This window comes from Lactobacillus melliventris (genome assembly GCF_013346935.1).
Taxonomy (GTDB): Bacteria; Bacillota; Bacilli; order Lactobacillales; family Lactobacillaceae; genus Lactobacillus.
This window is the reverse complement of the sequence record NZ_JAAEEB010000001.1, coordinates 218,444-232,203: the sequence shown is the minus strand read 5'-3', so window position 1 is coordinate 232,203 and position 13,760 is coordinate 218,444. Positions and strand designations below refer to the sequence as shown.

11 protein-coding genes are annotated in these 13,760 nt (G+C 37.1%); 1 reads left to right on the top strand and 10 read right to left on the bottom strand.

The features are described from left to right. Positions 1–5 precede the first annotated feature (5 nt). Together pfkA and GYV61_RS01080 are read right to left on the bottom strand one after the other, a co-directional pair. On the bottom strand, positions 6–965 hold the full coding sequence (gene pfkA / locus GYV61_RS01085; protein WP_110446052.1) for a 6-phosphofructokinase: 960 nt from the start codon (positions 963–965) through the stop codon (positions 6–8). A gap of 163 nt (positions 966–1,128) precedes the next feature. Further along, complete coding sequence (locus tag GYV61_RS01080) at positions 1,129–4,269, bottom strand: DNA polymerase III subunit alpha (protein ID WP_174794433.1); 3,141 nt, start codon at positions 4,267–4,269, stop codon at positions 1,129–1,131. Between the two features lie 107 nt (positions 4,270–4,376). Here GYV61_RS01080 and GYV61_RS01075 point away from each other — a divergent pair, with 107 nt between their 5' ends. Continuing rightward, positions 4,377–4,583 carry a YjzD family protein gene (locus tag GYV61_RS01075; protein ID WP_046324788.1) on the top strand — a complete coding sequence of 69 codons (207 nt, stop codon included), beginning with the start codon at positions 4,377–4,379 and terminating at the stop codon, positions 4,581–4,583. A gap of 36 nt (positions 4,584–4,619) precedes the next feature. Here GYV61_RS01075 and GYV61_RS01070 read toward each other — a convergent pair whose 3' ends face one another. The 8 genes from GYV61_RS01070 to uvrC all read right to left on the bottom strand — a co-directional run bounded on the left by GYV61_RS01070 (position 4,620) and on the right by uvrC (position 13,644). Further along, a complete protein-coding gene (locus GYV61_RS01070; RefSeq protein ID WP_174794432.1) occupies positions 4,620–6,167 on the bottom strand; it encodes a bifunctional metallophosphatase/5'-nucleotidase in 1,548 nt (515 codons plus the stop codon). A 91-nt stretch (positions 6,168–6,258) separates the two neighbouring features. Next, positions 6,259–6,450: a 50S ribosomal protein L32 gene (gene rpmF / locus GYV61_RS01065; protein WP_034979275.1), complete on the bottom strand. Its 192-nt coding sequence runs from the start codon at positions 6,448–6,450 to the stop codon at positions 6,259–6,261. A gap of 109 nt (positions 6,451–6,559) precedes the next feature. Next, a complete protein-coding gene (locus GYV61_RS01060) occupies positions 6,560–6,781 on the bottom strand; it encodes a lipopolysaccharide assembly protein LapA domain-containing protein (RefSeq protein ID WP_046324786.1) in 222 nt (73 codons plus the stop codon). Between the two features lie 8 nt (positions 6,782–6,789). After that, a complete protein-coding gene (locus GYV61_RS01055) occupies positions 6,790–7,584 on the bottom strand; it encodes an SDR family NAD(P)-dependent oxidoreductase (RefSeq protein ID WP_174794431.1) in 795 nt (264 codons plus the stop codon). Continuing rightward, positions 7,577–8,518, bottom strand: a complete 942-nt coding sequence (gene rnz, locus GYV61_RS01050) for a ribonuclease Z (protein WP_046324784.1) — start codon at positions 8,516–8,518, stop codon at positions 7,577–7,579. Before rnz ends, GYV61_RS01055 begins: the two co-directional genes overlap by 8 nt. A gap of 11 nt (positions 8,519–8,529) precedes the next feature. After that, complete coding sequence (locus tag GYV61_RS01045) at positions 8,530–10,449, bottom strand: acyltransferase family protein (protein ID WP_174794430.1); 1,920 nt, start codon at positions 10,447–10,449, stop codon at positions 8,530–8,532. A gap of 21 nt (positions 10,450–10,470) precedes the next feature. Further along, positions 10,471–11,775 carry a GTPase ObgE gene (gene obgE, locus GYV61_RS01040; protein WP_174794429.1) on the bottom strand — a complete coding sequence of 435 codons (1,305 nt, stop codon included), beginning with the start codon at positions 11,773–11,775 and terminating at the stop codon, positions 10,471–10,473. 66 nt (positions 11,776–11,841) lie between these two features. Continuing rightward, positions 11,842–13,644 (bottom strand): excinuclease ABC subunit UvrC, encoded by a 1,803-nt coding sequence (gene uvrC, locus GYV61_RS01035; protein ID WP_122037552.1) that lies wholly within the window; start codon positions 13,642–13,644, stop codon positions 11,842–11,844. Between the last annotated feature and the right edge of the window lie 116 nt (positions 13,645–13,760).

Here is a 13,760-nt window from a genome sequence, read left to right as displayed (position 1 = left end):
ACTAATTATTTAGTCATTTCTTCATTAATATCAATTAACGACTCTTCGCTGGCATGTTTTTCATCAAATAAATCCAGAATATCGTGGGTTTCCAGTTGGCCATTCTCCATGCCGACAGCTAAACCGCCTTTACCATCAAGAAGTAACTTAACCGCATAATTGCCCATCTTTGTAGCATTTATTCTATCCAAAACTGTAGGTGATCCGCCACGCTGCATATGACCAATAATATTGGCTCTGCAATCGAAATCGCCGTATTTTAAAAGCTCAGTTCTAAAATCAGCAGCATTCATGACACCTTCAGCTAAAATGATAATACCATTGTCTTTGCCGTCTTTGAAACCACGTTTTAATCTCTCCGCAATTTCTTTAATATCAAATTGCCGTTCTGGAACGACGATAGCATCGGCGCCACTGGCTAAACCAACGCGCATAGCAATGTCACCACAATCACGTCCCATCACATTCACAACAAAAACACGGTGATGACTGCTGGCAGTATCACGAATTCTGTCGATGGCTTGCATGGCTGTATTGCAGGCGGTATCAAGACCAATTGTATATTCAGTGTATGGAATATCATTATCGATGGTACCCGGTAACCCAATAGAATTAATTCCCAAACGGGTTAATGCCAGCGCACCATGATATGAACCATCACCACCAATAACAATTACAGTATCGATGTCATGCTTTTTTAATTGCTCTACTCCCTTTTCTTGCACTTCTTTTTGTGCAAATTCCGGGTAACGGGCACTGTAGAGAAAAGTACCACCTGCATTAATCATGTGATCAATATTTTCAGCAGTTAAGGTTACAAAGTCACCAGCTACAAGCCCGGCAAAACCATAACGAATACCAACAACACCAAGTCCATGATGAATAGCGGTTTTAGTTACTGCCCTAACAGCCGCATTCATGCCAGGAGCGTCGCCACCGCTCGTTAAAATTCCAATTCGCTTCATGAATTCACCTCATCAAGATTTATTGTGTAATTTCTCACATCCACTAAATTTTAACATTCTTTCACGAAAAAATCTCACAAAAAAGGATTAAAATTCTTGATTTGACGGTCTTTTTTGATGTTAGCGGTAACAATACTTATTTGTTAACGCTTAACCAAAAACCCTACTCTTGTAAATTAACAACCTTTAAATTTGTTAAAATATATTGTTTTTTACTCGAATCGAAACGATTGTTCTGAACTCTAATGCCTAATAAATAAATATTACCCTCCTTTAAATTCGATTGAATTTTATCATAAACACCAGGAAAAATTACAATATCCTGCTTACTAGTCGTATCGGCAAAATTGCCAAAAGCCATGGTTTGCCCCTTTTTAGTTCTGACTAACTTTAATGACATTAATTTTCCTACGGCTATGCCACTTTCATGAATTTGAAATTCACTTAGTGCTTTTGCATTAAACTTTTGCGCGTATTTTTCTACCGTTATTAAAGGTGATGTTAACGTGGAAAAGCCCAAGGACTCTACTTCCATGACTGCTTTTTCCTGTTTACTTGGTTCAGGGGCATCTTTGACGGGTATGCCTCCCAGCCCTTCCGATAAAGCTAAATTTTCTCCTGTCAATTTCACATTTTCAATAGTTTCAGGGCAGTTTTGCAATAATTCGTTACGATTTTTGTTTATCCGATCAAAACAGCCCGCTTTAATAAGAGTTTCAATGACATTTGTAATACTATTGGCTTTAATAAATTTAGTATCAATTTGCCGTAAAAAGCCTGCTAAAGAAGTAAATGGTTTTGTCTGACGCTTAGCGATTATCTCTTTAAGAAAATCAATTCTAACACCCTTAATCGCTCTGAGACCAACTAAAATCTGACCATCAATTACCTGATACCATAAAGAGCTTTTATTAATATCAGGTGGCAAAATTTTAACGCCATCTTCTTGTGCTCGCATTATATATTCACTTGTTTTATTTTGATTACCGATATTGGAATTAAGCATAGCCGCATAAAACTCAGCGGGATAATGAACCTGTAAATAAGCTAGCCAAAAAGCGATCATAGTATATGCCACAGCGTGCGAGCGGTTAAAGCCATAATTAGCAAATTGTTCAATATAGTCATATACCCGAGTGGCAACTTGAGTGCTATGACCCTTTTTTACAGCACCAGAGATAAATTTAGCTTTTTCCTGTTCAATAACTTTTTGGTCCTTCTTTGACATTGCCCTGCGTAAAATATCAGCTTCGCCTAAAGAAAAGCCTGCTAAAACCTGAGCAGTCTGCATAACCTGTTCCTGGTAGACTAAAATTCCATATGTTGGAGCCAGGATTGTCTTTAAACTGGGATCAGGATATGTGACTTTTTGTTTACCCTTTTTGCGAGCAATAAAAGTGTTAATATTCTGCATTGGACCTGGACGATAAAGTGCATTGACTGCTACCAGATCTTCAAAATTATCTGGGTGCAGTTCCCGAAGCACATTACGAATCCCAGCAGATTCAAATTGAAAAACTAGTTCTGTTTCGCCTTTTTGAAAAATATTTAAAGTTGGCGGATCGTCCAAAGGAATCTGATTAAAAGCGATTTTTTTACCTTGATCACGAATCATTTTTGCTGTATCTCCAAGGATAGTCAAATTTCTTAACCCTAAAAAGTCGATCTTTAACAAACCCAGAGCTTCCACGTATTTTTTAGTTTGCTGCGTTAGCGGTATCCCCAGTTGACCCGCCTGTAAGCCAGAAATGGCTGCAATAGAATTATCACTGACAACTAAACCAGCAGCATGAATTGAGTAGTGTCGCGGTAGCCCTTCTAAGCCACTGGCAGTTTGAAAAAGCAGTTTGTTGGTATCACTAGCGTTTACCAGCATTTGCATTTTTTTAGATTCCTTATAGGCTTGAGCCAGACTAATTTTACCCTTTGCAAAAGGCACGCTTTTTGACCATTCACTCAATTGCATTTCCTGCAGGCCAAAAACCCGTCCGGTATCGCGCAAAACCTGTTTGGCGGCTAATGTGCCAAAAGTAAGAATTTGTGCCGCGTGATCCATACCATATTTGGTAAACATGTACTTAATGACATCGTCACGGCGATTGTCAGGAATATCTAAATCAATATCAGGCATTTCGTGGCGAGCTGGATTAAGAAAACGCTCAAAAAGCAAATGATATTCAAGTGGATCAACCTCTGTGATGTTAAGTGCATATGAAACTAAAGATCCACATGCCGATCCACGGCCAGGACCCATCACAATATCAGTTCGATGACAATAGTTTACTACGTCCCAAACAATCAAAAAATAATCGTTAAAGCCCATTTGATCGATCACCTGCAACTCATAATTGAGCTGCTTTTGATAACTTGCAGGAACTTGGCGCTGCTTAAAACGACTCTTTAAGCCGTTCTCGGCCAAATACCTTAGGTAATCCTTTGAGCTCGTAAATTTTTTTTGCTTATATTTCGGTAAGACAGGCGTTTGAAAAATAACTTTAGCATTACATAAGGATGCTATCTTTCCGGTATTACTTAATGCTTCATCCAAGTCTAATTCATGGTAGCGCTTACTTAATTCCTGAACGGCTGGTAAATAATGTGAACCTGACTGCTTTGCTAGTTCGGCAGTATCTTGTAACACCTCTCCTTTTTTAATGGCCTGCAAAGTTTTGCGTAAAAACTGGTCACGCGGTTTTAAGTAACAAGTATCTTCAACGCTAACTAATGGTACTTCAAATTGCTTTGACAAAGTTTTAACATATTGAATGTATTTTTTTTGCTTTTCATTGCCATAAACACCAATATAAAGAGAACTTGACTTAGGTACTAAACTGATTAATTGACGTAAAAAATCTGTCCCTAATTTGTCATTTTGTACCTGCAAGTTCAACAACTCACTGTGAGAATTTGCCGGTTCTATCAAAATCAGTTCATGCAAATCCTTAGTCAAATCTGCTAAAGTTAATATTTTTTGCTTATTGCCATTATCCGTCAAAAGGTTAATTCTACTTGATAAACGCAAAATATTACGGTAACCCTCATCAGATTTTGCCAGTGCTATCAGATCATATTGGTGAGCACTGTCAATTAAGCCGTTTAATCTTAATTGCATCCCTAAAAGTGGTTTAATACCAACTTTTTGAGCAACTTCAAAAAAGTTAACTAACCCGTATGTGACATTGACATCGGTCAATCCAACAGCTTCATAGCCTAATTTTTTGGCAGTAGTAACCAAATCATAAATTTTTACTGGACTTTCTAAAAGTGTAAAAGAACTAAGATTCTGTAATGCAGTATATTTCATTTTTCGGGTCACCCTCCATATAATTTAGTATACCAAAAAGCTATCTTTTGGATTGAAAACCTGCATAATATTTGTTAGAATTCAAGGGTATGAAAGAAGGAAACGCTATGGGTCGATATATTGTAACTATTTGCTGGAGCGTCGTTTACATGCTAATTGTAGGCTTTATTGCCGCTCCGTTAACCCAACATGTTTTTAATTTTGGCGAGGCTGCTATTGTAGGTTTAATCTTCGGCTTGCTATTTGCAGCAATTATTCCTACAATTACAGCACATTCTCATAAAGACAAGAGCAAATATTCTAAACTTAAGTAAACAAAAGTCATCAGCTTACCGTTGATGACTTTTTTCTTACTTAAAATGATAGTTATGTGTTACTTCGCTTTTAATTTGACCTTTAGTTAAGTATTCTTGAAACATTTCTATATAATCTTTATCCCAAATTTTTTCAATCTTATTAATACTGTATTCAGGATAAAAACCCCCACCCATAGCACGATAGTTGTTAACAGCCAAGCGATATGTCTTGGGGACTAAAATTGCTTGTCCGTGTAATTCCAACTTTGTCAAACGTTCACCTTCTGGTTTTTGGATATCAGCTTCATAAACAAGCGGGTAAAACAAATCAAAATTAAAAAGTTGACTGCGATATTGAGGAGCAAAGCTAACATTGCCTTTTTGGTCTTTAGTTAAAAATTTAAGTGAGTATTCAACAATATGGCGTAATTCTTTACCGGTTACTTTAACAACACACAATTGATTAGCAAAAGGATAATTTAACAAAATATCGCGCATTGAAACATTTTTGCCAAAGCCCTTGGTAGTTTCGCTCATTAATGCAGTTGCTGAAATATCAGCATGGGTAAAATAAAGCTGCATATTTTGCAGCAAATTGATAAAAGGTGAACCCTCAATTCTTGCCTGATTAGCATTTGCTACAGGTGCAGGATTATCTAAATGAGCGATTGGCTGATCAAGCCATTTTTGCGTCTTTTTGTCTAAAGCTAAGCTGACTGAATTAATTGCGGCAGCGGGCTTATAAGCACTTACATCAATTAATTCAGCTGACATTGATTTAATCTTCTTACTTTGCTTGTCAATCTCCAGCACTATCTTGCCCAGAGCTTCTCCACGATAACCCGGCTGGACAAGCGCCGTTTTATTTATTACTGCACTCAGTTTGCGATGCTGATGTCCAGTTAACAATAGATCTATGGCGGGAATTTCTTGTAAAAGACGATAGCCCTCATTTTCTCCTGTAGCTGGTTCGGTATGAGTTCCTGATTCAATATCAGCCTCGAAGCCGCCATGATAAAGGACAGCTAAAACATTAACTTTTGGCCTTAAAAAAGGTATTAAATGCTTAACCTGTGCAAAAGCAGACCTAAATTCCAAGTTTGCAACATGTTCTGCTGGTTCCCAAAAAGGTATTCTCTGCGTAGCAATTCCGATAATTCCCACCTTTATGCCATTTTTATTTATAATGATATAATCTTGACCAAAAGCCGGTCGACCAGTTTTTTCAGCTAAAATATTACTGTTTACAAAGGGCGCTTTGCTATATGAGAGATACTGTTTTAAATAATCCAAGCCAAAATTAAAATCATGATTACCCAAACAGCGCGCATCATAGTTAATTTGGTTATAGCACTCAGCAAACTTTTTTAATGCAGAGTTATTTTTGCTTTCGTGAACATAGGCTGCTAAAGGCGAACCCTGCAGGCTGTCACCTGCATCCGTAACTATCACGTTTTCAGGTCCATATTTTCTTTTTTGCTCTTCTATTGCGCTTTTTAGCCGGCTAAGTCCGAAAGGAGCCGAATAATCATTCTGGTTTTGATAGTCAGTAGGCATAATAAAACCATGAATATCGCTAGAATGTAAAATTACTAATTTCATTTCGTCTTTTTAATCTTTCTAATCAAACTAAGCAAATAAAAATCAGTATCTTTTTGCATAAAAAAAGACACCGCTTCTTGGTGCCTCTTAATTATTGATTGTCATTTGAGTTAGTTTGACTAACAACTTGACGACCCTTGTAATATCCTTTAGGTGAAACGCGGTGGCTTAAGCGATATTCACCAGTAGTTGCATCATAGTGCATTGCTGGCACAGTTAGCTTAATATGACCACGACGTGAACGTTTCTTTTGCTTAGAAGTATGTCTTTTAGGAACTGCCATTTAACTGATCTCCTTTTTTGTAGAATTACGATTTTAGGCTGCTTTTAGTCGCCCAAAATACTTCACGCTTGTTAATGATACTATTGTATCCCAAATAAATCAAGCTATATTAGTTATTCTTGTCTTGATTATGACCGTAAGAGCCCCAAAAATAACCAATCAAAACTCCGATTATAATCATTAATACTAAAATAATGATCAAAGGTAATTTCAATTTGAACAAGCCAAAATTAATAGCCACATTATTAGTATTCAAAACAACGAATACCACTGCCAATAACGTTAAAATTAAGGTAAAAATAAGTTTAATTTGACTAGTTTTACTTTTCATAATCCGCACTACTTTCTGGAAGCAAACTTAAGGGACAGCTTGTCACCAATCTTGGGAAACAAGTTATATAATTTCGCCAAAACAGCCAGACTGACAGGTAAATTCAGTTCCCGTTTATTACTGCCGAAGAAATGAACTACTTGCCAGGCAACATCATCGGGATCCAGCATAAATTTTTGCACGTTGTCGGCATAATGGCCGCTGGTGTCTGCAATATTGAAAAAATTCGTGTAAACAGGACCAGGATTAACCGTCATCACCTTAACACCAAATGGTTTTAGCTCCAACCGCAATACATTGGAGAACTGAATAACTGCCGCTTTTGACGCGCTGTAGGCTGCTGATTTCACAGTAGGAATTTTGCCGGCAATCGAACCAATATTAATGATTTGACCAGCTTTTTGTTCCATCATTAGGCGGCCCACTAAACGACTAAAATACATTAATCCTAAAACGTTAACTTGAAACATCGCAGTAACTTCGCGACGATCTGATTCCACAAAGTTTTCAAATTTGCCAAAGCCAGCACAATTGACTAAATAATCAATATGCTTAGTTAATTTAATAATTTCAGTAAAAGCAGTATCAATTTGATCACTTTGACTCATATCCGTTACTATTGTATAAGAAGCAGCTCCCGACAATTCATGGGCTTCAGAAGCCACTTTTTCCAGTTTAGCTTTATTTCTGGCAATCAGAATAACCGTTGCGCCTCTACCAGCACTTTCGAGCGCAATAGAGTGACCTATTCCACTGGAAGCGCCAGTAATTACCACTACTTTATTTCTAAGAGAATCACTCATTTTTTTCCCCTTTCATAGGAATTACAATCCGATCAAAATCGTTAGCCAATTTAGTGTTTGAAAAAACTTTTTGTGCCTGATTTTCCAATTTTTTGGCCTTAGCACCCAAATACCTGGCAGAAATATGATTTAAATATAAATATTTAACATTATTATCACGTGCAATCTTTGCTGCTTCAACGGCTGTAGAATGATAGTACGAATGAGCTAAATTAGTTTCATTACCCGCAAAAGTTGATTCATGTACCAAAACATCCGCATTTTGTGCCAACTGGGCTATTGCAGGAGTTGAGCGCGTATCATAGATAATAGTAACTATTCTGCCCTTTTTATCAGGTCCCAAAAAGTTCTTACCATCTAATATAGTACCATTTTCTAGAGTTATTTCTTCCCCATTTTTAAGTTTACCAAGTAACGGACCATTAGGTACATTATATTGCGCTAATTTATCCATTAAAAGTTCTCCCGGTTTATCATCTTCAACTACACGATAGCCAAAACTAGGTATTCGGTGGGCTAATTTTTCTGTATAAACTCTAAAACCTTTTCCTTGATAGATTAACCCACCTTCGTCCAAAACGACAAATTTGATCGGATAACTAATTTTTGTACGAGAAATTTTTAAAGCTGTCCGTACAAATTGTTCTAAGCCAGCAGGACCATAAATGGTAATTGGTCCCACGTCACCTTGAAAAGATCTCGTTGCCAGTAATCCCGGTAGCCCAAAAATATGATCACCATGATTGTGGGAAATAAATATTTTGGTGACTTTACGCAACCTAATATTGGTTCGTAAAATTTGGTGTTGTGTTGCTTCTCCCACATCAAATAACCAAATTTCATTGATCTCATCAAGCATTTTCAAAGCAATACTTGATACATTACGTTTCTTTGAAGGTTGTCCTGCTCCAGTTCCTAAAAATTGTAACTCCATCTTATTCCTATCTAATACTTAGCTTTTTCAACTATTTTTTTAACAATTAAGACGCTATAATGCTTCGATCCTAATGGCGTAGGGTGTGTTCTATCTTCATAAAACCAGTCAGGATGCTTTTCTGCATCAGCGTGCCAATCAATTACTACAAAATTATGATATTTTTTGGCAGCTTTGGCTAATAAGCCGTTAACCTCATTTTGCCAGGGTTTAGCCGGCACATAGGTATTAATCCAAAATACTTGTCGTTTATTTCCCAATTGTTTCATCAAATCATCTATATCGGACATTTTGAAAGGGCCATTAGTTCCTAAGCCGATTAAGACATTTTTACTTAAAACTTTTTTATTTTGATATTGTTTTAATAAGCCAAAGGAAACATTCAGCTGCCGGGAAATTGCGGCATCAATCACAGCTTTAGGCAGCAGACGATTTAAGTCTGCACTCGAACCCGCCATGACAGAATCACCAATTGCAGTTAATTCTACCTTTCGTGCTAACTGTAACTCCGTTTGTGAAATACCAAATTTTGTAAAAGACTTATTAACGGGATGCTTTTTTGCAGCTCGCTCAGCTTCTTTTAATAGTTTAGCTTTTTTTTGCTCTTTAGGCCTAATTTTTTTATATTGTGCTATTAACTCATTATTATCTCTTTTTTGTTGTTTGCGATTAGCTCTAATTCTGCGCGCTAATTGACTTTGATTAAAGTTTTGCGCTTTAACTGCTGGTGAAATCAAAATTGCAGTACTCCCTGTAAGAAAAATTAAACCTGCCAGTACCGCTTTTGCCTTCATTAGATAATTTTTAGTGTTTTTATCCCAAATTTGTTGCCAGTATTTTTTAACTTTTTGCCCTGAAATTTTTCCACAAGGCTTTTCTACCAGCCTGTACGCAGCTTCACTTAAAAAAATGATTAGAACAAGCTCAATTAGATGGTAAAGTTGCACATGATCGGCCATGTCAAAAACTTTATCTTCAAAGAATATCATTACGGGAAATTGGTAAAGATAAATTTCATAGCTTCGAGATCCAATCCAGTTAAAAATTGGATTAGTCAACCACCTGTTCCAGCGACTTGCCGGATGAGCAATTATACCGACAAGTACAGTTACGAGCAGCGTAAACAAAAGCATTCCCCCGCAATATGTAAAGGGCTTTTCAGCAGCCATTAACGGATTAAACAGCAAAGCGATTATACCAACGAGACAAATCATACCAATGATATCCAAAATAATTGAATCATTATGCTTTATAGTAGTTTTTAACTTGTCCATTGGCCAAATAACTGCTAAAGCCGCCCCTAAGCCCAAAGAAAAAAATCTAGTGTCGGTGCCATAATATACGCGATTGATGTCGGCGCCAGAGTTGTACAATACCGTCATTTCAACTGCAGAAAGTAAAGTGAAAAACAAAATAATTTTAAAAATGTTTTTTCTCTTTTTACCGTACTTCACTAATAAAAAAATAACTAGCGGCCATAATATGTAAAACTGACCGTTAATGGACATTGTCCATAAATGAACAAAAGGTGATTCATTAGCTGCAAAACGTTCAAAATAACTTTGTCCGTTTAAAATCTGCCAAAAATTATAAACATTGAGTAAATTAGTCACGACTATTTGACTTAACTTGGCCAATAAATTGCGTTGAAACAGAATTATATATGCCGCAGATAGCCATAATACCGCAATTAATGGCGGATAAATCTTTTTTAATCTGCTCAAGTAAAACTTTTTAGTATCGTAAAAGCCACTTTCCTCATATGACTTAAGCATCTGACAGGTAACTAAATATCCTGATAGTACGAAAAAAATCGGTACACCAAGATAGCCGCCTGCAAAAGTATTAGGGTCGAGGTGATAAAGTATCACACCGATTACCGCTAAAGCCCTAAGTCCAGAATATCCTGTAATGTATCGATTTTTTGCCATATTTTTCAAAACTTTTCTATTTTATTGGACAAATTCAAAATTGAATGAGCCAATGATTACATCATCGCCGTCAACGGCTCCTTTTTCACGCAGAGCATCATCTACTCCTAGATTTTTAAGCTTTCTAGCTAATCTCATGACACCATCCTGGTAATCGAGATTGGTTCGAGCTACTAGTCTTTCCAAACTCTCACCTTTAATTTCAAAAACATGATCTTCCAGTTTTGTGACTGTAAAAGTGTTCTTTTGCTGGGTTTGATACTTATATTCTTTTACAACTTGCTGAGATTGTGGTTCCTGCTTTTGCTGCTCTTTTTCTACCTGCTCTATTAGTGATGCTGTATACTGCATTAACTGATCAACGCCTTGATGTGTCACACTGGAAACAGCATATACAGGTTTTTTAATTTGTTGATCTTCTAAGTCGTGTTTAAATTGCTGCAACTTTTCAGCGGAACCAGGAAGATCCATCTGAGTAGCTACAATAATTTCGCGCCTGTTTTTAAGACTTTGATCATATTCAAGTAGTTCTTGCCTAACAGTTTGGTAGTCTTTGATTGCATCTCGCCCATTGTTAGGATCCATACTTACTAAGTGCAAAATTACTTTTGTTCTCTCAATATGACGCAAAAACTGTAAACCGAGCCCGACTCCCTGACTAGCTCCTGCAATTAAGCCGGGTAAATCAGCCATTGAAAAATCTCGGCCATCAGGTAAAATTACCATACCCAAATTTGGTGTTAGGGTGGTAAAAGCATACGCTGCAATCTTCGGCTTAGCCTTAGTGACGACTGATAATAATGTTGACTTACCAACTGAGGGAAAGCCCACCAGTCCGACATCAGCCAAAACTTTCAATTCCAGGCGTAAAACACGGTCTTCTCCCGGTTCCCCATTCTCTGCAATTTCGGGCGCAGTATTGACACTCGTTGCAAAGTGAATGTTGCCGCGACCACCACGGCCACCGCGGGCTACAACTAATTCTTGTTTATTCTTAGTTAAATCACCAATTTCTTCATTAGTGTTGAAATCATAAACAGTCGTTCCAATTGGCACTTTTAAGTATAAGTCCTTAGCTCCGCGACCATATTGGGACTTAATACGACCATTTTCACCATTTTCTGCTTTAAACTTACGGCGATAGCGAAAATCCATTAATGTTCTAAGGCCACTATCGGCAACAAAAATAATGCTTCCGCCGCGGCCACCATCGCCGCCGGCAGGGCCACCATTCGGCACATATTTTTCATGGCGGAAAGCGACCATGCCATCTCCGCCTTTACCAGCTTGGACTTCAATCTTAGTTTGATCGACAAATGTAGGCATATAGAATCTCCTTCCGTCTTTCTTAACTACATTACTATACCACACTATTATGTTTAATATCACTTGTTATAAGGTTAACTTAACTGTTTGCGCCTGAGGCAAAGTTAAACCAGCAGAACGTAACTCGTCAATAGAAGCTTCCTTAATCTTCTTTAGAGAGCCAAATTGTCTTAAAAGCTTATTTCTACTTTTTGGACCTATTCCTTTGATCGCATCTAGTTTACTGGACAAAGCATTTTTAGCATGTGTTCTTCGGTGAAAAGTGATTGCAAATCTATGTACTTCATCTTGAATTCTAGTCATTAAATAAAAGCCTTGAGATTTAGGATCTAAAGGAATTAGTTTTAATGGTATGCCGTTAATAGGATCGCCATAAAGTAAATGATTAGTCCTGTGCTTGTTATCCTTTACCATACCGGCAACAGGAATATTAAGATTTAATTCATTGCGTAAAATATCCTCACAAGCATCTACTTGGATTTGGCCACCATCCATCAAAATCAAATCTGGCATGGGTTTATGTTCTTTAAGTAGTCTGCTGTATCTTCTGCGCACCACTTCACGAGTGTTGCGCACTTCATCGCCACCATTTTGGTGTTCTACTTCACCTTTTAGTTTATATTTGCGATAGGAATTTTTATCAGGTTCACCGTCTTTAAAGACAACTAGAGCAGAAACGGGGTCGGCTCCCTGAATATGCGAATGGTCAAAGCTTTCAATCACATGACCATATGGCAGTCCTAAAGAATCGAAAATCTCTTTTTGTGCGCCTTTAGTTTTCCTATTGCCCAGCTCTAAGAGACGAAACTTTTCATCTAATTTAAGTTTGGCATTATCCTTAGCCATGTTTAATAAAGACCGTTTTTGCCCTCTCTTAGGCGTTCTGACCGGTACATGCAAAACTTCACTTAGGGCTTCATTATCAATTTTAGCAGGTACTAAAACTTCTTTAGGTACGATTCTGTTTCTTTGCCCGTAAAATTGAACAATAAATGAGGAAAATGTATCTTCGGGGTCATTAGTATCGGTCAAAGGATACATTCTGGTTTCACTTCTAAGCAGCTTTGCCTGCCTTAAAAAGAAAATTTGAATAGCTATCCATGATTTATCAACGTAGAAATTGAAAATATCACGTTGAGTATTATCGTGAGAAATAATTTTCTGCTTCTCAACTGTTTCTTCAATGTAATTAAGTTGATCACGAATTTCGGCAGCACGCTCAAATTCAAGATTTTTGGATGCAACAGCCATTTTTTGGTTAAGGTCTTTTTTAACCCAGCCAATATCACCGTTTAAAAAGCTTTTGATCTTTTTTATTTGTGCCTCATAAACAGACTTTGGTACTGTTTTAAAACAAGCACCTAAACATTGTCCCATATGATAGTACAGGCAAGGTCTTCCCTGTTTGCCATGACAGCGCCTTAAAGGGAAAACTTTTTGAATAAACTTAAGAGTTGCCTGTGCAGCGTAGACATTTGGATACGGTCCGAAATAATAGCCTCCGTCTTTTCTAATAATACTAGTTAATTTGGTCTGGGGATCCCGCTCGTTAGTAATCTCAATATAGGGATAGCCAGTACCTTGCTTTAACTGCACATTATAATACGGTTGGTATTTTTTAATTAAAGTTACTTCAAGTAGAAAGGCTTCTTTATCGGTTGAAACGGTGATAATATCATAATCGCGAATATTTTCGACCAGTTCTGCCCTTCTGCCAACTTGGGTACTCTTAAAATATGACCGTACACGGCTTCTAAGATTTTTCGACTTACCGACATATATTACCTTACCGTTAACATCTTTCATTAAGTAACAGCCTGGTTTAGTCGGCAAAAGTTTTAATTTGTTTTCAATTAACTGAGTTGCCAAAAAATCACTCCCCCAAATTCGCTATCATATTTTAACATACAATTCGTAATTTGAAATTTGCTTTTGCTTAACGATTCAGATTAAGTAAAGGATAAAAATATTTTATTGTAAATTAT